This window comes from Marinobacter daqiaonensis, from assembly GCF_900115285.1.
GTDB lineage: Bacteria > Pseudomonadota > Gammaproteobacteria > Pseudomonadales > Oleiphilaceae > Marinobacter > Marinobacter daqiaonensis.
In genome coordinates, this window is the sequence record NZ_FOYW01000003.1 from 275,360 (window position 1) to 296,396 (window position 21,037).

At 62.8% G+C, this 21,037-nt stretch carries 17 protein-coding genes; 8 read left to right on the forward strand and 9 right to left on the reverse strand.

The window, feature by feature from the left end; genetic code table 11:
• Nucleotides 1-2: 2 nt before the first annotated feature.
• The 8 genes from BM346_RS16370 to BM346_RS16405 all read right to left on the reverse strand — a co-directional run bounded on the left by BM346_RS16370 (nt 3) and on the right by BM346_RS16405 (nt 9,052).
• Nucleotides 3-1,067 carry a transporter gene (locus BM346_RS16370; protein ID WP_092015717.1) on the reverse strand — a complete coding sequence of 355 codons (1,065 nt, stop codon included), beginning with the start codon at nt 1,065-1,067 and terminating at the stop codon, nt 3-5.
• Between the two features lie 9 nt (nt 1,068-1,076).
• The gene (locus BM346_RS16375; protein ID WP_092015720.1) at nt 1,077-2,462 is read right to left on the reverse strand and encodes a sigma 54-interacting transcriptional regulator; all 1,386 of its coding nucleotides are present in this window, start codon (nt 2,460-2,462) and stop codon (nt 1,077-1,079) included.
• Between the two features lie 525 nt (nt 2,463-2,987).
• Entirely contained in the window at nt 2,988-4,217 is a 1,230-nt protein-coding gene (locus tag BM346_RS16380) for a heme biosynthesis protein HemY (RefSeq protein WP_092015723.1), read from the reverse strand.
• Nucleotides 4,214-5,383: a uroporphyrinogen-III C-methyltransferase gene (locus tag BM346_RS16385; RefSeq protein ID WP_092015726.1), complete on the reverse strand. Its 1,170-nt coding sequence runs from the start codon at nt 5,381-5,383 to the stop codon at nt 4,214-4,216. Before BM346_RS16385 ends, BM346_RS16380 begins: the two co-directional genes overlap by 4 nt.
• A 2-nt stretch (nt 5,384-5,385) precedes the next feature.
• The gene (locus tag BM346_RS16390) at nt 5,386-6,219 is read right to left on the reverse strand and encodes a uroporphyrinogen-III synthase (protein ID WP_092015729.1); all 834 of its coding nucleotides are present in this window, start codon (nt 6,217-6,219) and stop codon (nt 5,386-5,388) included.
• The gene (gene hemC / locus BM346_RS16395; RefSeq protein WP_092015732.1) at nt 6,200-7,141 is read right to left on the reverse strand and encodes a hydroxymethylbilane synthase; all 942 of its coding nucleotides are present in this window, start codon (nt 7,139-7,141) and stop codon (nt 6,200-6,202) included. The genes BM346_RS16390 and hemC overlap by 20 nt, the downstream gene beginning before the upstream one ends.
• Before the next feature lie 88 nt (nt 7,142-7,229).
• Complete coding sequence (locus BM346_RS16400; RefSeq protein WP_092015735.1) at nt 7,230-7,982, reverse strand: LytR/AlgR family response regulator transcription factor; 753 nt, start codon at nt 7,980-7,982, stop codon at nt 7,230-7,232.
• Nucleotides 7,979-9,052, reverse strand: a complete 1,074-nt coding sequence (locus tag BM346_RS16405) for a sensor histidine kinase (protein ID WP_092015738.1) — start codon at nt 9,050-9,052, stop codon at nt 7,979-7,981. The genes BM346_RS16400 and BM346_RS16405 overlap by 4 nt, the downstream gene beginning before the upstream one ends.
• Nucleotides 9,053-9,145: 93 nt before the next feature.
• On the opposite strand from BM346_RS16405, the gene argH reads away from it, so the two are divergent.
• Nucleotides 9,146-10,540 carry an argininosuccinate lyase gene (gene argH / locus BM346_RS16410; RefSeq protein ID WP_092015741.1) on the forward strand — a complete coding sequence of 465 codons (1,395 nt, stop codon included), beginning with the start codon at nt 9,146-9,148 and terminating at the stop codon, nt 10,538-10,540.
• 78 nt (nt 10,541-10,618) lie between these two features.
• On the opposite strand, the gene BM346_RS16415 is transcribed toward argH, so the two are convergent.
• Nucleotides 10,619-11,824 (reverse strand): EAL domain-containing protein, encoded by a 1,206-nt coding sequence (locus BM346_RS16415; RefSeq protein ID WP_167812579.1) that lies wholly within the window; start codon nt 11,822-11,824, stop codon nt 10,619-10,621.
• A 192-nt stretch (nt 11,825-12,016) separates the two neighbouring features.
• Between BM346_RS16415 and BM346_RS16420 the strand changes: the two genes are divergently transcribed.
• The 7 genes from BM346_RS16420 to BM346_RS16445 all read left to right on the forward strand — a co-directional run bounded on the left by BM346_RS16420 (nt 12,017) and on the right by BM346_RS16445 (nt 20,980).
• The gene (locus tag BM346_RS16420; protein ID WP_092015747.1) at nt 12,017-14,905 is read left to right on the forward strand and encodes a class I adenylate cyclase; all 2,889 of its coding nucleotides are present in this window, start codon (nt 12,017-12,019) and stop codon (nt 14,903-14,905) included.
• Between the two features lie 142 nt (nt 14,906-15,047).
• On the forward strand, nt 15,048-15,197 hold the full coding sequence (gene lptM / locus BM346_RS17990) for an LPS translocon maturation chaperone LptM (RefSeq protein ID WP_139229950.1): 150 nt from the start codon (nt 15,048-15,050) through the stop codon (nt 15,195-15,197).
• 12 nt (nt 15,198-15,209) lie between these two features.
• Nucleotides 15,210-16,460: a diaminopimelate decarboxylase gene (gene lysA, locus BM346_RS16425; RefSeq protein WP_092015751.1), complete on the forward strand. Its 1,251-nt coding sequence runs from the start codon at nt 15,210-15,212 to the stop codon at nt 16,458-16,460.
• Between the two features lie 11 nt (nt 16,461-16,471).
• Complete coding sequence (gene dapF, locus BM346_RS16430; protein WP_092016067.1) at nt 16,472-17,395, forward strand: diaminopimelate epimerase; 924 nt, start codon at nt 16,472-16,474, stop codon at nt 17,393-17,395.
• Nucleotides 17,396-17,485: 90 nt separating this feature from the next.
• Nucleotides 17,486-18,196: a DUF484 family protein gene (locus BM346_RS16435; protein ID WP_092016074.1), complete on the forward strand. Its 711-nt coding sequence runs from the start codon at nt 17,486-17,488 to the stop codon at nt 18,194-18,196.
• A 12-nt stretch (nt 18,197-18,208) separates the two neighbouring features.
• A complete protein-coding gene (gene xerC / locus BM346_RS16440; RefSeq protein ID WP_092015754.1) occupies nt 18,209-19,180 on the forward strand; it encodes a tyrosine recombinase XerC in 972 nt (323 codons plus the stop codon).
• A 132-nt stretch (nt 19,181-19,312) separates the two neighbouring features.
• Nucleotides 19,313-20,980, forward strand: a complete 1,668-nt coding sequence (locus BM346_RS16445) for a GGDEF domain-containing protein (protein ID WP_092015757.1) — start codon at nt 19,313-19,315, stop codon at nt 20,978-20,980.
• The last annotated feature ends 57 nt before the right edge of the window (nt 20,981-21,037 follow it).

Sequence of the window (21,037 nt, forward strand, 5' to 3'; positions counted from 1 at the left end):
TCTCAGAGGCTGACAGGCAGGCGCAGGGTGATCTCCGTATTGGGGGCGTTGTCCGTCACACCGACGCTGACCGCCGTACTCAGGCTGGTATCGCTGGTCAGGCGATGGGACAGTCCGAAAGTCAGTGAACCGACGTGGATGCGATCAAACCGGGTATCGAGCAGGCTGATGTCCCGCTCGTAATCGGTATCCCCAATGATCGAATGATCATAGCCCAGGCTGAAAGACGTGCGCTCGTTAAAGGCGAAACCCATGCCGAAGCCGAAACGGATCACGTCCCCGGGGTCGACGGTAAGTCCGTTTTCCCAGCCTTTGTCTTCTTTTATGGTCCAGACGTAACTGAGGTTGCCGAACAGCACAGCAGGGTCGGTGGGATAGATGAAGGATAGGCCCGGTTCCACGGACCAGAATCCGGAGCCAGTGGGACGCTCGCTCAGCTCCACCCCGATCGGATTGTTGTTGCTGTCGAACAGGACCCGCTGGTCGACATCGTAAGGACCTTCGCCGGTGGGGGTCTTTGCCCTCAGGCTGCCGATCAGGTACGGCCAGCCACCAATGCCGTCATTGAGCTGGTACCGGGCTGACACTTCCACATCGCCCAATCCCTCGCCAGAAGACTCCCGTATGGTATCCACCGGCGTGCCCTGGAAAACCTCCCGTTCCCGCAGGTCCTCGTTGATGATCAGGTAAGGAACCCGGACGCCAGCCTCGAAACGGCTGGTGAAACCGTATTTCATGGCCAGGCTGCCGGTAAAGATGTCTCTCTGTACCTCCGAGATATTGATCAGGCCAACCAGCAACGCCGGAATCACCGTATAACCCTCGACAGCGACCACAGTGGAATTACTGTGGGCATATGATATCGACGGCTCCAGTGTCAGCCGCCCGGGAGAGGTAACAATACCGCGATCGTAGGTTATGGAAGCAACGCTGGTGGCCTGATTCTCGGAAATTTCCCTGGCGTCCGGGCCTGCAGTTGTATCTGGCTGGGGTTGTTGAGCGTGAGTGGCAGCAGGTATCAGTCCCAGGGCCATGGCCAGCGGGGGAAGGTGCCTGGACAGGTTCATTGCGATTCCTTACCGACGATTGTCTCGTCTGGAGGCAGAAGGTGAGTTGATAGTGTCTGATGCCGACATCCGGTACTTATCGACCAGCCGGTAAAATGAGGCCCGGGAAATGCCCAGCAACCGGGCTGCTGCTGAAATATTCTGATGGCACAGGGCCAGGCTGCAGTGCAGAGCCTGCCGTTCGGCCCGCGCCCGAAACTGCTTCAGACTGAGGTCATATCGATCGTAAACGTTGGCGGGGGCCTCATACAGGCCGAGGTCCATCGCCTCGATTCGTGAATTCTCGCTGAGCAGAAGGGCCCGGCGAAGACGGTTCTGAAGTTCGCGCAGGTTCCCCGGCCAGGGGTGATCCATCAGCCACTGCATGGCAGCTGGGCTGGGCTGTTTCGCAGGCAGGTGAGGAGGTGAGCGTTCCAGCAAGCTTTCCACAAGGAAAGGGATGTCTTCCCTGCGGTCTTTCAGCGCGGGCAGGTTTACCGCCATTTCGCCCAGCCGGAAGAATACATCGCTGCGGAATTTGTCCTGGGCAACCAGTTCCACCAACGGGGTCGAGGCGGTGGCGACAAGCCGTGCATTGACACGAATCGGCTCATTGGATCCTACTCGTTCCATGACGCCCTCCTGCAGGAATCGCAGCAGGGAGGACTGCTGCGCCAGTGACAGCTCGTCAACTCCGAAGAGCAGAAGGCTACCGCCATTGGCGGCTTCGATCCGGCCAATCCTCAGGTCTGTGGCGTTGGTAAACGCTCCCTTTTCATGGCCAAACAATTCACTCTGGGTGAGTGATGCGGGAAGTGCCGCGCAATTGATGACCACCATGGGGCCATGCCGGACCATGGAATGGTCGTGGACAAAACGGGCGGCTGATTCCTTGCCGGTCCCGCTGGGACCATAGATCAACACCGGTTCGGATGTCCTGGCGAAACGCTTCAGGCAGGAAATGGCGTGGCGTATGCCCGGAGAGATTCCGGTAAGGGCAACCGCCTGATAGTCCTCCCCTGTGGCTTGACTGGTTTCCTGCTGAAGTTCCGCCATGCCCCAGAAGTGACCGGCAGCCATGGCAAGCCTGGACCAGTCAATCGGGGGCGTGTGGTAATCGGAGCAATAGAGGGAGGCCAGATACGCAAGGTGGCGATTGATCGCCGGGGCACCGGGCAGGATGCCGATCCAGAATGGAATTCTCAGCTGCTCGATCCAGCGATCCAGATACGGGCTGCCATTGTCCGGGTGATCGGTCAGGTCCAGAACCCCAACGTGGCAGGCCAGACTATCCGAAAGCCCGGCTGGCGGCACCGTATAGTTGACCTGGCGAAGTTGCCAGTGGGACCGCATGTGAGCGGGCATCGGGACGCTGGCAGACCCGGCTTTCAACCATGTCAGGAGGCGTGTGTGCATATCCTACCGTCTCCGGTCGGGAGTGCGATGGTCCGGTTTTTGTATTTGGCATAGGCCGGACACGATCAAATTCGACGAGGGGTGGCCGGGCTGTGCTTGATAATCCGGTGCCCCGACATCGAGTCTTTTGCGACAGCCAAACAGGTTGCGTGCCACTCAATGTGAATTGGTGCGCATTCATGGTGTTAAATGGTTCACCAAAATGTCGTTCAGTGCGCTGTGTAAAATAATTGGACGGGAGATCGATGGAGCACGGCGAAAGGGGCCGTATCGGTGCGGTCAGTAAAAGGGCGTGTAGCCGCGGAATCCACGGAAGAACGCGGAAAAGGGGTTATTAGCCACGGAATCCACGGAAGAACACGGAACTAATAGACTAAAAAAAGAAAGAATCAGCCACGGACATGCACGGACGGAGGATTAGAAAGTTACAAACGGATTCTTTTGTTTTGTCCGTGTCGTCCGTGGCCAATCGTTTTCTTTTTTTCCGTCTTCTTCCGTGGATTCCGTGGCTAACAAGTGATGTTTTCAGGCCCGGGGCATGGGCAGGTCCGGCAGTCCGGTTTCCTTCACCAGGCCCTGCATCAGCAGCGTCCTGCTGGCTTCCTCGTCGCCCATGTGGGCATTGAGGCGGCTCAGCTCGGCGATGGTTTCCTGACTGCGCCGCAGGTGAAGGCTGGTCTCGAAATACTCGCGGGCCTTGCCCCAGAGCTGGTTGCGAAGGCTCAGTCGGCCCAGGGCCAGGAGCAGCTCGGGATTGTTGGGGCGGTCCTGGAGCCAGCGTTCAGCAGCCAGCAGCTGCTCGTCCGGCTTATCGCCCTTGATGCGGCCGTACAGTCGGATCAGCTCATCGCTCCAGTGATTCCTCAGTACCTTGCGAAGCAGGGTTTCCGCCTGGGCTTCGTCGCCGCTTCTGGCCAGCATGTCGGCGTATACGCTGATGGTATGGCTGTCCCGGCGCATACTGCCGGGCAGCTCGTCCCAGAGTCCGGTGAGTGGCGCCAGGTCCTGGCTATCACGGCGCTGGCATTCGTCAGCGGCCCGCTGCAGCAGCTTGTGCCAGGCGGTGCGTTCGATCCGGTCCAGTTCTTCCGGGTCTCCCAGCTGACGCTTGCGAAGCTCCGGTAACAGCCGCGCCAGCTCCCGCCAGTCTTCGAGGCGGAGATAGACTGTTTTCAGCAGCTTCAGGACAAAGGGGTGGTGGGGGGCCTGCTTGCGCAGACGCACCAGCGTGGCCAGCGCCTGTTCCAGGCGATTGGCATTGAGTTGGAGCTGGGCCTGGGTGATGCCCACGGCCAGGTCGGATCCGGGCGTACTCTCAAAGGCCTTGCGCAGCAATTCGTCCACATCGTCATGGTCGCCGGCCTCGGAGGCCGCCTGGGCGGCGGCAAGGTAGTTGATCAGCGGCGTATCCGCCTGCTCGGCGGAGGCTTCCAGTTTTCTTCGGGCGTGGGGCCAGTTGCCTTCCGCCAGCGCCAGCAGGCCTTCCGTTGTGCGTCGCCGGGCCTTGCGTTTCTGGCTTTTTGCCAGCCAGTGGGTGACCACGCCGGTGCCATGGAAGAGGCGACGGAGCACCGCCGCGAGAGCCAGAAGCAGCAGAACCAGCCCGACAATCAGCACCAGCCCCACCCAGAAATTGGTCTCGACCAGGTAGTGGCCCAGGCTGATTCGTATATAACCGAGGTCGTACTGCAGGCCCATGCTAAGGCCGAGTCCGAGGAGCAGGGCTATGACGAGAACCACCACCAGACGGATCATGAGTCGTCGCCCCCGGCTTCGCCATCGCCCTGATCCTGGCTCTCACCATTCATTCTGGCTTCGGTGTTGGTATGACGGCCGGCGATGCGACCCTTGAGCAGGGTCAGGGAGCGACTGATATCCGGCAGCTCGGGGTCAATGTCCCGTTGCCGCAGTTCCGCCACGGTTTCCCGCAGGGCCTCCACTCGCTGATCGTCATGATACCAGCGGTTCAGCGCGTCGATGGCCTTGTCCAGGGACCGCTGGTACAGCTCCGGGTGGCCCTGGAGTACCGCCAGCTCCGCCTGTTCCAGCATCAGCTGCAGGTTCAGGCGGGCCCAGGCGCTCTGTTCCGGTGAAAGCAGCGGCTCCACTGGCTGATCCAGCCGCCGGATCGAAACAACATTGGCCAGGCTGCTCCTGACCTGCCGCCAGGCTTTCGTGAAAGGCCCGGCGTCCTCCCCGGTGGCACCTTCGCCCTCGCTGCGCATCCCTGAGAAACCGGGTGCACGCTCTTCGATCAATGCACGGTCCGTCAACTGGCTTACCGCTTCGCGGGCGGCTTCCAGCTTCAGGTAGAGGCCGGTGCGGTCAACATTACTGACACTGCGCAGGGCCATGATGTCCCGGGCCAGCTGCTCCCGTACGGGGTAGGTGCCGATGTCATCAGTTTCCCGGAGCACTTCGTCCGCTTCGCGAAGAGCGGCCAGGCCGCCCCGAATATCGTTTTCGATCTGCAGGCGCTGATTGGCGATCCGCAGCAGGTATTCGGCTTCCGCCAGCAACCAGTCGGTACGTGTGCGGTTACCCGCCTCCAGCAGCTCTTCGGCCACATGATCCAGCTGGCGCTGCTGCTGGTTGAGGCGTTGCTGCAGCTCCTCCAGGCCCTGCCGGAGATCCCGTTGGCTGGTCTGCAGGGAGTCGATATGCCCGGAGCGGCCCTGGTTGACCTCCTTCAGGCGGTTGTCCAGCTGATTGTTGATCTCGGAAACATGGTCGATGGTCTGTTGCAGGTTCTGCTGGGCCTGCCGTTGTTGCCAGTTCCAGCCGGCGAGGGCAATCAGCCCCACTAACAGCAGAATGCCGAGAATCCACAGGGGCCAGAGACGGGCCTGGGGGGCATCGGAGGAATGGTTGGGAACCGTTGCGGGAAGCTGACTCTGGTTGTTGGATTCGGTCACGGGCATCCTTACTGGCTGTCAGGGTGGTCCGGGTATCGGCGTTTCCTGTCTGGAGAATCAGAATAGCAGTCAATCACCCGGTTCACGATGTCCTCGTCTGTCATGCCGTCGGCGCAGATCACCCGGGAGAAACCAGCCGCTGTCGCCTCGCGGGCTACCCGTTCCACCGGCACCAGTAACAGGCTGTCATGGCAATTATGTCCACTATTGTGGCTCAGTGCGATGAAATTGTTCAATGTTTCCCCGGACAGGGTGACGATCACATCCGGGTGGAAATCGTCGAGGCAGTATTTCACGGTGTCCGCCGGGTGGCACGGAAGCACCCGCCGGTAAAGAGCCAGCGCCGTCACCCGGGCCCCCCGTTGTTCTAGGGTTTCCCGGATCAGCTCCCGGCCATGCTCGCCCCGGGCCAGCAGGACCTGATCGTGGTCGAGCCGCTGCAGGGATGGGAGAGCCAGCAGGGCCTCGCTGGTGTAGCCCTGCTTCGGGGTCTCCGGGTGCAGGCCCGCCTTCCGGAACACGGCGGCGGTACCGGAGCCAACGCCGTACCAGTGGATCCCCGTGGGAAACTGCGGCCACCACTCGTCGATGCGTTCGAGCAGCTGCCGTGCGGCGAAGGGGCTGACGGCGATCACGTGCTGGAAGAGGTCGAGGTCGAGAACCAGCTGCCGGGCTTCCGGTGTTTCCGGCAGGGGTTCCCGCTCAATAGCGGGAAGCGCCCGCGTGTCGGCGCCTTTTTCCCGGAAAGCCCGGGCCAGCCGGCTGGCCTCGGGTTCCGGGCGGCAGATCAGTACCCGCGCGCGGCTGAGCGGTCCGTTGCGGTTATCTCGGGGTGTGCCCATAGATTTCCGCAAGGATGCGATCCGCACCCATGGCCAACAGATCTTCAGCCAGCTCGCGGCCCAGTTTCTCGCCATCACGGCGGTGGCAGCGGCCTTCCACCCTGAGTATTTCCTCGCCATTGACCGCACCCACCAGGCCTCGCAACCAGAGGGTGTCTTCGTCCTCAAGCAGGGCGTAGGCTGCAATCGGCACCTGGCATCCTCCTTCCAGGCGACGGTTAAGGGCCCGTTCCGCCTTCACACGGTCAGAGGAATCCTTGTGGGCGAGCGGCTCCAGCAGCCGGATCAGCTCGTGATCGTCCAGGCGGCACTCAATGCCCAGCGCGCCCTGGCCCACAGCGGGCAGTGACAGGCTGTCGGGGATGGTGTAACGGATACGGTCGTGGAAGCCGAGGCGCTTGAGGCCGGAGGAGGCCAGCACAATGGCCTGGTATTCCCCCGCGTCCAGTTTGGCCAGCCGGGTATTCACATTGCCCCGCAGCGTGCGGATGTCCAGATCCGGCCGATAGGCCCGGAGCTGGCATTCCCGCCGCATACTGGCGGTGCCTACCACGGCGCCATGGGGCAGGGTGTCCACGTTTTCGTAATCATTACTGACAAAGGCATCGGTGGGATCTTCACGCTCGCAGATGGCGACCAGACCAAGGTTTTCCGGAAACTCCATGGGCACGTCCTTCATGGAATGGACCGCCAGGTCGGCGCGGCCTGCCAGCATCGCCTCTTCCAGCTCTTTCACAAACAGACCCTTGCCACCAATCTTGGCCAGCGGCACGTCCAGGATCTTGTCGCCCTGGGTTTTGATGCCCACCAGCTCCACCTCGACGTTGTCGTGCAGGCGCTCAAGTTCGGCCTTGATGAATTCCGCCTGCCAGAGGGCGAGGGCGCTGTTTCGGGTTGCAATGCGCAGGGTTCGTTTTGCCATGATTCCGTGTTCTTGCCTGGTGAAAGTAAGCCCCAAGCCTAACGCGACCGGGGCAAAAAGTCCCGCGATGGGGATGAGCGACGTGCAATCAGGAGTCACCCCGCTCACTGAGCCACTGGCGAACGCGGGCGGTATGGCGCCGGCTCACGGGCAACGGATCCGGCACCTGTTCCAGCCGCATCTGGTAACTGCCATCAGATTGTCGGTCGAGAGACCGGATGTAACGGGTGCCCACCAGGGTGTTACGGTGAATCCGTAGCAGTTCCTCCGGAAACCGGCTTTCCAGTGCTTTCAGGCTGAGGTCGGTCAGGCTCTCGCCGTCCCGGTGGTGCAGGGTGACGTATTTCTGGTCGGCCTCGCAATGGGTTACCCGGGTCATGTCCACCAGCTCGGTGCCGCGGGCGCTGCTGACCGTAAGGTGGTGGCCCTCCGGCGCTGCCGAGGTGCCCTTTAATGCCCGCAGTTGCGCCCGGTTGACGCGCTCGGCCCTGGCCAGTGCCTCGGCCAGGGCATCCCGGCGCACTGGCTTGAGCAGGTACGCGGCGGCCTGAACCTCAAAAGCGCGGATGGCGTACTCGTCATAGGCGGTGCAGAAGATGATGGCTGGCGGGTCGGATTGTGCCGCCAGTTGCCTGGCCACCGCCATTCCGTCACCGCCCGGCATGCGGATGTCCAGCAGGAGAATATCCGGCATCTCGGTGACGACCGCCGACAGGACCTGGTCACCGCTGGCCGCCTCACCGCAGACCCGGTAGCCCTCAAGGTCGGAAACCAGACGGCTCAGCCGCTCTCGCGCCAGGGGTTCGTCGTCTGCGATGAGCACTCTTATCGGTGTGGTCATGGGTATCTGCTCACGGTTTGCCAGGGAAGTCTGAGGGTGACGGTATAGCGGTTTTCCTGCCGGCTGTTCTTCAGCACGGCGGTTTCTCCGAACAGGGCCTGGATGCGGGCCTGGGTGTTGCTGAAAGCCACCCGGTTGCCCTGATGCTCCTGGGCGCCAGGCTCCGGCAGCGGGTTCTGCACCAGCAGGTAAACGTAGTCACCGCTGCGCTGGCTCTCAATGACAATCGTGCCGCCCGCGGTCCTGGGCTGGATGCCGTGGTAGATGGCATTCTCCACCAGAGGCTGAAGGGTCAGGGGCGGGATGGCCTGGTTCGCCAGGGTCGGGTCGGTGCGCCACTCCACGGTCAGGCGGTCTCCCAGCCGCAACTGTTCCAGGGCCAGGTAACGCCGGCAGAGCCCCAGCTCCTCGCTGAGGGGAACCAGGCGCTCGCTGGTCCTCAGGGAGGCCCGGAACAGCTCGGAGAGGTCCAGTACGGCATCCTCGGCCTGTTCGGGTCGGGTGCTGATCAGGCTGGCGATGGTGTTCATGCTGTTGAACAGGAAATGGGGGTGGATTCGGGCCTGGAGTGCGGTCAGACGATAAGTCATTTCTGCCTGCTTCTGCTGGCGCCACTGGTGCTGCAGATAGAAATAGCGCAGCACCATGAGGGTGGCGATCACGGCAATCAGCAGGCTCTTTCCCGTGGCCTGCCATCGCTCCGGCCCCGGCTCCGGATAAATGAAGGTGCTGGCCAGGCTGCTGAACACCACGACATCCACGGCTACCAGCACGACCATGGCCAGGGTTGCGCCAGCGGTGCTGCGACGGGAAAGCCAGGGCCGGGCGAGGCAGATCAGGGCGGCGCAGGTAAGCACGGTCCACTGCACCAGCATCGACACCAGGCCGAAATAGCTCCAGTCGATCCACTGGCCCCGGGCGTGGGCCATGGCCAGCAGCAGCGCCATGAGTTCGCTGCTTACCACCAGCATGAACACCGAACGTACCCGGCACAGGTCCGGCACGAAAAAGCCGTTGCCCGGGCTGGTCAGGTCATCGTTTGGTCGGTTTTTGCCACTGCCAGACGTCATGCGGGGTGAGAGTCCTTGCCAGGGTGTTATAATCCGCTCACATTTTTTCGGACCCGGATTATTCTGCCGGGCAGTCAGCAGGAAAGATACACCATGACCGATCAGAACAAGACCTCGGAAAAACCCTGGGGTGGCCGATTCAGTGAACCAACCGATGCATTTGTGGAGCGGTTCACGGCCTCCGTGGGCTTCGATCAGCGTCTTTACCACCACGATATCCGGGGCTCGATTGCCCACGCCACCATGCTGGCAGAAGTGGGGGTGCTCACCGCCGGCGAGAGGGATCAGATCCTGGAGGGGCTGGAAGCTGTCCGGGCGGACATCGAAAGTGGAGCGTTCCAGTGGTCTGTCAGCCTTGAAGATGTCCACATGAACATCGAGGCCCGCCTGACCGACCGCATCGGCATCACCGGCAAGAAGCTCCACACCGGCCGCAGCCGCAATGACCAGGTGGCCACGGATATCCGGCTCTACCTGCGGGATGAGATTGACGCCATCGCCGAAGAACTGACCCGCCTGCGCTCTGGGCTTCTGACCCTGGCCGAACGGGAAGCCGACACCATCATGCCCGGGTTCACCCACCTCCAGACGGCCCAGCCGGTGACCTTCGGACACCACCTGCTGGCCTGGGCGGAAATGCTGGAGCGGGATGCCGAACGCCTCCAGGACTGCCGTAAACGGGTGAACGTCATGCCCCTGGGCGCGGCGGCCCTGGCGGGTACCACCTATCCCATCGATCGCACGATTACCGCGAAATTGCTGGGTTTTGACCGGCCCAGCGAGAACTCCCTGGATTCGGTCAGTGACCGGGACTTCGCCATCGAGTTCTGCAGCTTCGCCGCACTGCTGATGACCCATCTGTCCCGGTTCAGTGAAGAGCTGGTGCTATGGACGTCGGCCCAGTTCGACTTTATCGACCTGCCGGATCGTTTCTGCACCGGCTCCTCCATCATGCCCCAGAAGAAGAACCCGGACGTGCCGGAACTGGTGCGGGGTAAGACCGGCCGGGTGAACGGGCACCTGATCAGCCTGCTGACCCTGATGAAAAGCCAGCCGCTGGCCTACAACAAGGACAATCAGGAAGACAAGGAGCCGCTGTTTGATACCGTGGATACCGTGAAGGGCTGCCTTCGCGCTTACGCGGACATGGTCCCGGCCATCACCCCCCGGGCCGACAACATGCGCGAGGCGGCGCGCCGGGGCTTCTCCACGGCAACGGACCTGGCCGATTACCTGGTCAAGAAGGGCGTGGCGTTCCGGGATGCCCACGAGATTGTCGGCAAGGCGGTGGCCTTCGGCGTGGCGGAAAAGAAGGATCTCTCAGAGATGACCCTGGACGAGTTGCGCCAGTTCTCCGACACCATCGGCGCCGATGTGTTCGATGTGCTGACTCTGGAGGGTTCGGTGCAGGCCCGCAATCATCTGGGGGGCACCGCGCCGGAGCAGGTCCGTTCCGCCGTGGTCCGCGCCAGGAAGCGGCTGGGCTGAGATTCCGCGAGGCCTTCCGGGGCCTCGCGGGAGAACTTCAGTCAACTGTCACGGAGCCTGACAAAAGGGAATCGGGGGTCAGGCAATGGCGCCGGCGGATTTCGGTCCCCGGTTGCCTTTTCCCAGCTCCGTCAGGGGCCGGGGCTCGCCAACAATCCGACCCTGGACATAGTGGACGCCCAGGCCCTGGGCACGCCGCCAGACAATGTCGTTTTCCACGCTGGTGGCAACGGTGATCTTGCCTGTGGTGGATGCGATGCGCTGGAGGGCCTCGATCATGACCAGATGGGTTGGCTCCTCATGCAACTCCTTCATCAGCGCGGGAGCCAGCTTGATGAAATCCACCGGCAGTCGCCCGGCAAGGCGGTAACTGTCCATGGTGGTGCCCGCGCCATCAAGCGCTGTCCGGCAGCCAAGCTGTTTCAGCATCCGGCAGGTATGGCGGCAGTCCGCCGTAAATGCGACCGCGTGGTGAGCAGGTATCTCGAAACAGAGCGTGGATGGATCCAGGCCGGTTTTTTCCAGGGCTCGGGCAATGAACGCCGGGAAGGTCCGGTCCTGCAGAGAGCCCAGCGACAGGTTAAACCCGCAATAGCCGAGACGGCCGGCGATGTGTGGATTGACGTGAAGGTGGCAGAGCACCTGCTTGATTACCTGCCGGTCCAGGCGCCGGGAGAGTTCAAACCGTTCAATCAGGGGGAGGAACTCCGCCGGGGTCAGGGGCGCGCTGTCGTCCGCGGAGGGCCCACGAAGCCGAGCGAGTATTTCGATACACAGTGGCCCGTTCTTGTCCTGGCTGGCTTCCATGAGCTGGAAGTCCAGAGGAAGTCCACCCGAGGCCAGGCTGGTCCGGATATGTGCGAGCAGCGCCTTGGTGCGGGCAATATCCTCACGGCTGCTGGTCTGGCCGGCGTCGGGGCCGGTTGCCCGGGAAGCCTTTGGAACCACCAGCGGCTTCTGGATGGGCGGTTTTTCTTTGGTGACGGGGGCGGGGCGAACCACAACCCGGGCAGCCAGGAAATAGCCGCGGCTATGGCGCAAGGTGACGGTCAGCGGGCGCCCACTTTCATGGTAGCTGGCATAATCCGGGCACAGCGGGTTATCCTCCGCCGAGGCAATGAGGGTTTGCAGGGGGCGTCCCTCGATGTCTCCGGCGCTATAACCAAGCACCAGTGAGAGATTGATGTCCGTGCCAATAACGCTGCCGTCCTGGCCGATGGTCAGAACGGTCGTCACCCCTTCGCCGGCACCGGGTCGGTGGCGACAAATGACGAGCTCATTCACGTCAGAGTACTCCTTTCCCAGACTCTGTCTGACTGTTTATTATTCTCTGGCGTCCGCTGCCGATAACCTGAAAACAGGCGGGCAAGACTCTTCAGGTTTATGATCAGGTGGGCTGTCCAAATGCCAACCATTTCACATTGTACATAGAAAACGCCGAAAGAAAACGTCTCAAATCTGGAGTGTAGTCAACACGTGCATAAAAGGCCTGTCCATGTGGACTTTTCGGAAGGTGTCGACCGTAAGGTCCTGAAGTGTATCACCGAACGGTTCTGCGAGCTGAACCGCGTTCGTCTCGATCGGGCCCGCTCCGCACTGACCTGGCGTCAGCAGACAGTGCTGGATCTGCTTCCCCTCGTGTTTCACCTGAATCACCCCGCCCTGCCCGGCTATCATGCCGCTGACTGCCCCCGGGGTCTGCAGCGATACCAGCCATCGGAGCTGGCTCTCCATGCGGCCCAGCGCATTGCCCGCTCCTTCCGGCCAACGACGGGCCACAAGAAAGACGCGGATCTGACCGGGCTGTACCTGATGGGCAGTCCCGGCTCACTGGGCCACTCGGTAGCCAGTGACCTGGACGTCTGGGTCTGTCACCGGGCGGATCTCGACCCGCAGGCCGTTGCCGGGCTGACACAAAAGGCACGACGACTCACAGCATGGGCAGAGGGTTACGGCCTTGAACTCAACCTCTTCGTATTCAGCGCCGAGGATTTCCGGCAGCAACGCCAGAAGACCGAGGTGACGGCAGAGAACTGCGGCAGCGCCCAGCACTACCTGCTGCTGGATGAGTTCTACCGGACGGCTATTCATTTGGGAGGGCGCTATCCCTTGTGGTGGCTGATTCCGGTGGAAGAGGAAGGCCGATACGGCGAGTTGACGGCGTTTCTGCTGGAGAACCGGTTTATCCGGCCCGACGAATACCTGGACTTTGGGGCGGTGCCCGCCATTCCGCCATCGGAGTTTCTTGGCGCGGGCGTCTGGCAACTCTACAAAGGGATCGACTCTCCCTGGAAGTCCCTGCTCAAACTGCTGCTGATCGAATGCTATGCCAGAGACCGTGAGCATGGCCTGCTGTCAGCGCATTTCAAACGTGCGGTCTACGAGGGCGGTCTGGACCCGGATTGCCTTGATCCCTATGTCATGCTCTATCAGCGTCTCGAGCTGTGGCTGTCGGCCCTGGACGCTCCCGGTCGGCTGGACCTGACGCGACGGGCCCTTTATCTGAAAACCGGTCTGCCACTGACTCGGGCCGAGGAATCCGCAGGCCGTTGGCAGGGGCGGATTCTGCAACGGCTGGTGGGGGACTGGGGCTGGAGTCGTGAGACCCTGGCCGAGCTGGATGCCCGGCATCAATGGCGGGTCGAGCTGGTAATGGACCTGCGGCGCAGGGTAGTGGCAGAACTGACTCACAGCTACCGGCTGCTCTCCCGCATGGCGCGCAGCGGAAACGTGCGCGCCGCCATCAGCGACGCCGACCTGAACCTGCTGGGCCGAAAGCTGTATGCCGCGTTCCAGCGCAAGGCCGGCAAGGTGGAGCTCATCAATCCGGGTATCGCGCCCAGCCTGGCGGAGGAAAATCTGGCGTTCTGGCACCGGAGCGCGGCGTCGAACCAGCCCGCTCCGGACGGCTGGCTGCTGTTCCGGAATCTGGATTCTGTGGCCGAGACCTTCTGGCAGAGTCCGCTACGACGGGCGGGGAGCCTCGTGGAGCTCGTGCTCTGGTGCCACTGCAACGGGTTGCTGGTAAGGTCCACCCGGCTCAACCTTCGTCAGGAGCGGCGGGACCAGAGTGCCCCGGCGCAACGGGCCGCAGCACCGGCGCTGGCGGTGACCGACCTGCGCAGCATGGCGGCATTCCTGGCGACTCACCTGCCGGTGGCGGGACCGGTGCCCAGAGAGGCCCTGATGGCGCCGGCGCGACCGGTGACTCAGTTACTGCTGGTGAATGTGGGCGTGGATCCGCAGGCGAGCCTGACGGAAAGAGGTCTGCACAAGCTCAGTGACCGTCATGATTCCCTTGGCTTCAGTGGCGGCCGTGACAATCTGGTGGCGACCATTGAGCAGGTCACCCTGAACAGCTGGCACGAGGTGAGCCTGCAGCGGTATGTTACCGGTGACGCCCTGGTGCAGTGCCTGAAGAACCTGCTGGCGATGGTGGCCCGGGCGCCGGAGTCGCCGCCGGCGGTGGCAGTGTGGAGTGCCAGTAGCAGCCATGCCGCCGCCATCACAAGGCGTATCCGGGAACTGGTGGCGGATGTTACCAGCCAGTTTTTTGCGGGCGGTCGCGGGCCGCATCCGTTGCGGTACCTGATGCAGGTGGACCAGCGCTGGTTCGTGCTGCGCTTCGATGGCCTTGAGCCGGGCTTCACGGGACTGGCCACGGAACAGGAGCTGATGGATTACCTGGCGCGGCCGCAGGAGGTCTACACCCCGGTGGTCCCCGACCGCCATGCGCTGGCGGATGATCCCGCGTTCCGGGCGGTGTGCGGCGCCTGTCAGCCGGATATTATCCAGTTGTTCTGGCAGGTCATCGGCCCCCGCGTCCGCTTCTGGGTAACCGACGAGACCGGTTCACTCTACGGCTGGAGTCAACCTTTCAGCGGCAGCCGGCGCCAGGTCCTGCTTCCCCTTATGCGCTTCCTTGAGAGCCTTGTCGAGCGTCGCCAGCTCCGGCAGATGGCGGGTGCCTACTCCGGCGGTGCGGACCTGTCCTGCAGCGAGGTGATTGTGGAAGCCGGGGAGGCGCGGCTGGAACGGACACCGCTGGCGCCCGAATCCCTGTCACTCGATGGCATGGAGCTCCAAGCGGTAGGTGTGCAGCAGGGGGACGGCAGCCTGCGCTTCGACCTGTACTGCGACGAGGAGGCCTTTTCGGTGGAAGACTATGGCGACCGGCAGATGGCTGCGGTGGCCGACTACATCCGGCGGCACCGGCGCAGCGGAGAACGCTATCCGGTGCACCTCACCGATATTCACCTCCCCCATGATCTGGACCCCCATCTGTGGCAGCAGGAGCTGCAGACCTGCCAGTACCTGTGGTACCGGCAGCGCCTGCAGGAGGCGCTGAGCGAGGAGTTGCGATAGCGAATGCCATTTCTCCGGCGCGACGGCGTTACCCCGGCTCGCCCAGCGCTGTTGCCCTCAGGTATACTGCGCCATTGGTTTTTCACGGTGCCGGCAATCCCCCAGGGTCGGATGGCCAGCCCGGGTCAGAGGGGCGTTTGAAATGGCGAAAGCGGTAAGAGGCGTGTTTATCCTGGCACTGGTCGCTGGCCTGATGGCGGGGTGCGGGCAGAAAGGGCCGCTGGAGCGTCCGGAGAACGCCGAATCCGCCGTTATTTCCGGCACGGGCGAACCCGGCACTGATAACCGTTAACAGGACGCATTCATGGATCAGTTCAGCTATCGCGACGGCCAGCTCTTCGCAGAGCAGGTGGCCGTTGCCGACATTGCCCGGGATCATGGCACCCCGGCCTATCTTTATTCCCGGGCCGCTTTCGAGAGTCATTACCAGGCCTACGACGAAGCCCTGGCGGGCCGGCCTCATCTGGTGTGCTATGCGGTCAAGGCGAACAGCAACCTGGCGGTGCTCAATGTACTTGCCCGTCTCGGTGCCGGTTTCGACATTGTCTCGGCCGGCGAGCTGGAGCGGGTCATCCGGGCCGGCGGTGACCCGGGCCGGGTGGTGTTTTCGGGGGTCGGCAAGCAGCCCTGGGAAATGCGCCGGGCGCTGGAAGTGGGGGTGCGCTGTTTCAACGTGGAGTCCGACACCGAGCTGGACCGGCTCAATGAAGTGGCCGGCGAAATCGGCGTCACGGCGCCGGTATCACTGCGGGTCAATCCGGACGTCGACGCAGGCACTCACCCTTACATCTCCACCGGATTGAAGGAAAACAAGTTCGGCATTGATATTGCCGATGCGCCGCGGGTCTATGGCCGTGCGGCTGCCATGCCCAATCTGGAAGTTCTCGGCGTGGACTGTCACATCGGCTCCCAGCTCACTACCGTGGCGCCTTTCCTGGATGCCATGGACCGCGTTCTGGCCCTGGTGGATCAGCTGGCTGAGCAGGGCATCCATATCCGCCATCTGGACATGGGGGGTGGTCTCGGGGTGACCTACAACCAGGAGCAGCCCCCGAGCCCCGGCGATTACATCGGCGCCATGCTGGACCGCCTGGGTGATCGTCCCCTGGAGCTGTGGCTGGAGCCCGGTCGCTCGATAGCGGCCAACGCAGGCATCATGCTGACCCGGGTTGAGTTCCTGAAGTGTACTGAGCACCACAACTTCGCCATTATCGACGGTGCCATGAACGACCTCATCCGTCCGGCCCTGTACAGCGCCTGGCAGGCCATCGAGCCCGTGGTTCCCCGCACCGACACCGCGGAAAGGACCTGGGACCTGGTGGGTCCGGTCTGCGAGACCGGGGATTTCCTGGGCAAGGACCGGCGCCTGGCGCTGGCTCCGGGAGACCTTCTGGCAGTGCGCTCCGCCGGTGCCTATGGTTTCGTCATGAGCTCCAACTACAACAGCCGGAACCGTCCGCCGGAGCTGATGGTGGATGGTGACCAGGTACACGTGATCCGCGAGCGGGAAACCCTGGATGACCAGTTGCGACACGAACATTGTCTGCCGCAATGAGTGAGGATGCCATGACCGGACCGAGACGCAGTCAGGGCCCATTGCTGTCGTTCACCAAGATGCACGGTCTGGGCAATGATTTCATGGTGGTGGATGCCATCAGTCAGCCGTTCCGGCTGCGGCCTGATATGATCCGCAAGCTCGCCGACCGGCACTTCGGCGTCGGTTTCGACCAGTTGCTGGTGGTGGAGCCACCCGGTCTGCCGGATGTGGACTTCCGTTATCGCATCTTCAACGCCGACGGCTCCGAGGTGGAACAGTGCGGAAATGGCGCCCGCTGCTTCGCCCGTTTCGTGAGAGACCAGCGCCTTACCAACCGGCGTGTGATCCGGGTTCAGACCGCCGGCGGTGTTATCGAGCTGCGAATCGGCCGGGAAGGCTGGGTCACTGTGAATATGGGCGTTCCGGAACTGAATCCGGCGGCCATTCCCTTCGCCGCAGACTCCCGGCAGGTGGTCTATCCCATCGACGTCAACGGGCAGTTGCTGGATCTGTCAGCGGTTTCCATGGGTAACCCCCACGGGGTTCTGCTGGTGGACGACGTGGACACGGCACCGGTGGCTTCCCTTGGCCCTGCCCTGGAGCGACATCCCCGTTTCCCCGCCCGGGCCAACATCGGATTTCTGCAGGTGATCGACCGAGGCCGTGCCCGGTTGCGGGTATTCGAGCGCGGCTCCGGTGAGACCCTGGCCTGTGGCAGTGGCGCCTGTGCGGCGGTGGTGGCGGGGCACCTGCGGGGACTCCTGGATAACCGGGTCCGCATCACAGTGCCGGGCGGCGACCTGGTGATCGAATGGCAGGGTGAGGGGGCCCCTGTTATGATGGAAGGACCAACGGCACGGGTATTCGACGGCCAGATCCGCCTGCCCGCGGAGAGCCCGCAGCGACGCCGCGGTCGCCGCCAGACAGTACGGTCCCATGACCGCCGTCCCTAGGGAAGTGTCTGGCGCCATACAATAAACACGAGCCCATCGGCCCGGTAGAAGGCCGTCGCAATAACAGGGGAATCATCAGTGGAAGCAACCATGACAGCCGAGCAGGTGGTCGAGTATCTGCGGGACAATCCGGATTTCTTCGTGGGCCGGGATGAGCTGGTGCGCTCGCTGACCCTGCCCCATGACAGCGGACGCGCCATCTCCCTGGTGGAGCGCCAGGTCCACCTCTTCCGGGAGCAGCGGGACACCCTGCGCAAGGAACTGGTTGAGCTGGTGTCCATCGCCCGCCACAACGATCGCCTGTTCGAGAAGAGCAAGCGCTTGCTGATGCAGGTGATCGAGGCCCGTAATCTCACCGAAATGGCGGCGGCCATCGATGACAGCATCCGCGGAGACTTTGGTCTTGACGCTGCATCGCTGATGCTGATCGGCGGGGACCTGCCAGCCGGTGCCAGCTCCGGTGCCCTGCACCTGGTGTCGGAGGCGAAGGCAACGGATCAGCTGGGCTCTCTGCTGGAAGGTGAGCGCGCCGTTTGCGGTCAGTTCCGGGAAGCAGACCGCGATTTCCTGTTCCCCGGCCGCCAGGACCCGGTAGCCTCCGTAGCGCTGGTGCCCCTGAGGACCGACCGCCTGATCGGTGTATTCGCGGTCGGCAGCTGCCAGCCGGGCTATTTCGATCAGAGTATGGGCTCGCTGTTCCTGTCCTACATCAGCGACACTCTCAGCCGCCTGCTACCACCCCTGCTGCAACGTCATCGTCAGGCTGAGCCAGTGCTGGATGCGGTGGCCGATTCACGCTGACCGGGCCTGTCCATGACCGGTCATCGCCGCAGTCAGCAGTATGACGCTCCATCGTCTCTTCAGGAGCCGGTGAGCGCTTTTCTCCATTACCTTGCCAGCGAGAGGCGACACTCTGCCCATACCGGCGCCGCCTATGGCCGGGACCTGGGCCGGCTTGTGGCCTGGGCGGCCTCCCAGACCCCGGCCATCGAACACTGGCATCAGATAACTGTTGCGGATGTGCGCCGGTATGCGGCAACCCTCAACCGGGAAGGGCTTTCAGGTGGAAGCATCGCCCGGGCCCTGTCCGCCATTCGGCGGCTCTACGACTATCTCATTCGTGAGCACCTGGCCAGCTCCAATCCCGCTCTGGACATACGCGCCCCCAAGACCGGGCGCAAGCTGCCGGTGGCGGCGGACGCCGATCAGCTCATGCAGCTGCTTGACACCGAACCCGAGGATCCGCTTGAAGTCCGGGACCTGGCCATGTTCGAGCTGTTCTATTCCTCCGGGCTGCGGCTGGCGGAATTGACGGGGCTTGACCTGAATCGACTCGACCTGCCCAACAGCGAAGTGAGGGTCCTCGGCAAAGGCAGCCGCGAGCGGATACTGCCGGTGGGCCGCAAGGCCTGTGAGGCACTTCGGCAATGGCTGGCGCTGCGTCCGGAGCTGGCGGCGAGCGGGGAGACAGCCCTTTTCGTGAGCCAGCGCGGGAAGCGCCTGGGGCCTCGCAGTGTCCAGGCCCGCCTGGACCGCTGGGGCCGGCGTTGCGGCGCCGACCAGAACCTGCATCCACATCTGCTCCGGCATTCCTTTGCCAGCCACCTGCTGGAATCCAGTGGCGACCTCCGTGCCGTACAGGAATTACTGGGACATGCGGATATTGCCACCACCCAGGTGTATACCCACCTGGATTTCCAGCACCTGGCACGGGTGTACGACGAGGCCCACCCCAGGGCGAAGCGCCGGTCAACGCCCGGCAGCGACGGCTCCGGGTCCGGATAGAGGGGTTGCGTCGGATCAAGGAGTGGTGAGACCCGTTTCGCTATAGTAGCGGAGGCGCTTCCGGCAGCATTCCTGTTAGGTAAGCCAGGCAGGCCGGATTCACAGCCGTCAAGAACAGATACAGGATCGACCATGGTATCCAACAGAAATGGCGGTGACTCTCCGCCAGGTGACGAGGAGGAGCTCCACTATCTTCTGGAGCGACTTCTGGCGCGCACCAGCTTCGCCTGCGAAGGTCAGGACGAGCGGCTTGATAAACTACTGGGAGAGTTGCGCCAGTATCTCCGCGGCCGGGAGCGGGCACCGGAGACCCTGAAGACGTTCCAGGAAAAGTTGGACCAGGAGCTGGAGCGTCTTGATGGTCGGGGCCAGACCGAGGCTCGCCAGTTGGGAAAGGTTCTGGGGCGCCTTCTTGAGGCTTTGGAGCGCAGTCCCGTCTTGAGCGGCAGTCTTGCCGGACTCAGGCGACTGCGCAAGGACCTCGGGCCCAGGGGTATGCCCCAGGACAGGCTGCTGCCCTGGCTGGAGTCCTTTGCGGAAACGGTCGAACAGACACTGACGGATACCGTGGGGGAAGCCCCCCGGGGGCGGGGTCTGTTCGGGCGTCTTTTCAACCGGGAGGGAGCTTCGCCAGGATCTGCGGAAGAAAGTGGTGGCCACGATTCCGGTAAGATGGCGCTGGATCGCGAGCCGCCGCCCGTGGGGAGCCCGGACGTAGTGCAAACGGATCCGGAGCAGCGACTGCGTATTGCCCGTCGTGTCGGTGAACTCATGGAACGGGTCATGGAGCAGGTGGACCTGCCACCGGATACCCATAAGCGGGCTTCGCTGATCCGGTCACGGCTGTCTGACCACGATGACTGGGAGACCCTGCGCATCAGTCTTGAGGACACCGCCGATCTGGTGATTACCGTAATCAGCCACAATCAGCGGGAGTTCGAGAACTTCCTGCAACGGCTGGATGAAAAACTTTCCTCCCTCCACGGCCACGTCGCCGAGCAGGCGGAGGCAATGGCAGGGCGCAGGTCCGCCTCAGCGGAGCTGGAACTGTCGCTCCAGGAAGAGCTCACTGAATTGGGTTCTCATCTGCACGCCAGCTCGGATATCGCCGAACTTCGGAGCTCGGTGAGCCGTCACATCGACCACATTGCCCGCACCGTACAGGCGTTTCGTGAGCAGGAGAATGTCCGCGAACAACAGCTGGCCGAGCAGATGGTGACCATGCAGGAGAAGCTGGTGGCCATGGAAACCCACTGTGAGCAGGTTCGCGACCAGCTGAGGCGTGAGCGGGCAAGGGCGCTGACGGACATCCTGACTCAGTTGCCCAACCGGGAGGCCTGGGATGAGCGACTCCAGTTCGAGTATAATCGCTGGCAACGCTATGGCCACCCGGTTTCCCTGGCGGTCATCGATATCGACCACTTCAAGCGGGTGAATGATTCCTTTGGCCACAAGGCCGGTGACCGTGTCATCCACCTGATGGCAAAGGCCCTGCGGGAACGATTGCGCAATACGGACTTCGTGGCCCGGTACGGCGGCGAGGAGTTTGTCCTGTTGTTACCGGAAACCTCCCTGGAACAGGCTCGCCTGTTGCTGGACGATCTGCGCCAACATGTGGCGGGCATGCCGTTTCATTTTCAGGGACAACCCGTGCAGATCACCTTCTCTGCGGGGCTGGCCCGGTTCCGTGAGGGCGCGGGTCACGACCAGGTGTTCGATGAAGCCGACAAGGCGCTCTACAGCGCCAAACAACAGGGGCGCAACCGGATTGCCGGCGCCCGGGAGCTCAATCCCCAGTGAAGTACCCGTTATACCTTCTGCTTTCCATCCTGCTGAGCGGGATATCCGTGGCCCTGG

Bases quoted from the DNA above. Each gene is read 5' to 3' on its own strand.
- lysA (WP_092015751.1), top strand. From the start codon at position 15,210: ATGGATCAGTTCAGCTATCGCGACGGCCAGCTCTTCGCAGAGCAGGTG.
- hemC (WP_092015732.1), bottom strand. From the start codon at position 7,141: ATGGCAAAACGAACCCTGCGCATTGCAACCCGAAACAGCGCCCTCGCC.
- xerC (WP_092015754.1), top strand. From the start codon at position 18,209: ATGACCGGTCATCGCCGCAGTCAGCAGTATGACGCTCCATCGTCTCTT.
- BM346_RS16380 (WP_092015723.1), bottom strand. From the start codon at position 4,217: ATGATCCGTCTGGTGGTGGTTCTCGTCATAGCCCTGCTCCTCGGACTC.
- dapF (WP_092016067.1), top strand. From the start codon at position 16,472: ATGACCGGACCGAGACGCAGTCAGGGCCCATTGCTGTCGTTCACCAAG.
- BM346_RS16390 (WP_092015729.1), bottom strand. From the start codon at position 6,219: ATGGGCACACCCCGAGATAACCGCAACGGACCGCTCAGCCGCGCGCGG.
- argH (WP_092015741.1), top strand. From the start codon at position 9,146: ATGACCGATCAGAACAAGACCTCGGAAAAACCCTGGGGTGGCCGATTC.
- BM346_RS16445 (WP_092015757.1), top strand. From the start codon at position 19,313: ATGGTATCCAACAGAAATGGCGGTGACTCTCCGCCAGGTGACGAGGAG.
- BM346_RS16435 (WP_092016074.1), top strand. From the start codon at position 17,486: ATGACAGCCGAGCAGGTGGTCGAGTATCTGCGGGACAATCCGGATTTC.
- BM346_RS16375 (WP_092015720.1), bottom strand. From the start codon at position 2,462: ATGCACACACGCCTCCTGACATGGTTGAAAGCCGGGTCTGCCAGCGTC.
- BM346_RS16385 (WP_092015726.1), bottom strand. From the start codon at position 5,383: ATGCCCGTGACCGAATCCAACAACCAGAGTCAGCTTCCCGCAACGGTT.
- lptM (WP_139229950.1), top strand. From the start codon at position 15,048: ATGGCGAAAGCGGTAAGAGGCGTGTTTATCCTGGCACTGGTCGCTGGC.
- BM346_RS16400 (WP_092015735.1), bottom strand. From the start codon at position 7,982: ATGACCACACCGATAAGAGTGCTCATCGCAGACGACGAACCCCTGGCG.
- BM346_RS16370 (WP_092015717.1), bottom strand. From the start codon at position 1,067: ATGAACCTGTCCAGGCACCTTCCCCCGCTGGCCATGGCCCTGGGACTG.
- BM346_RS16405 (WP_092015738.1), bottom strand. From the start codon at position 9,052: ATGACGTCTGGCAGTGGCAAAAACCGACCAAACGATGACCTGACCAGC.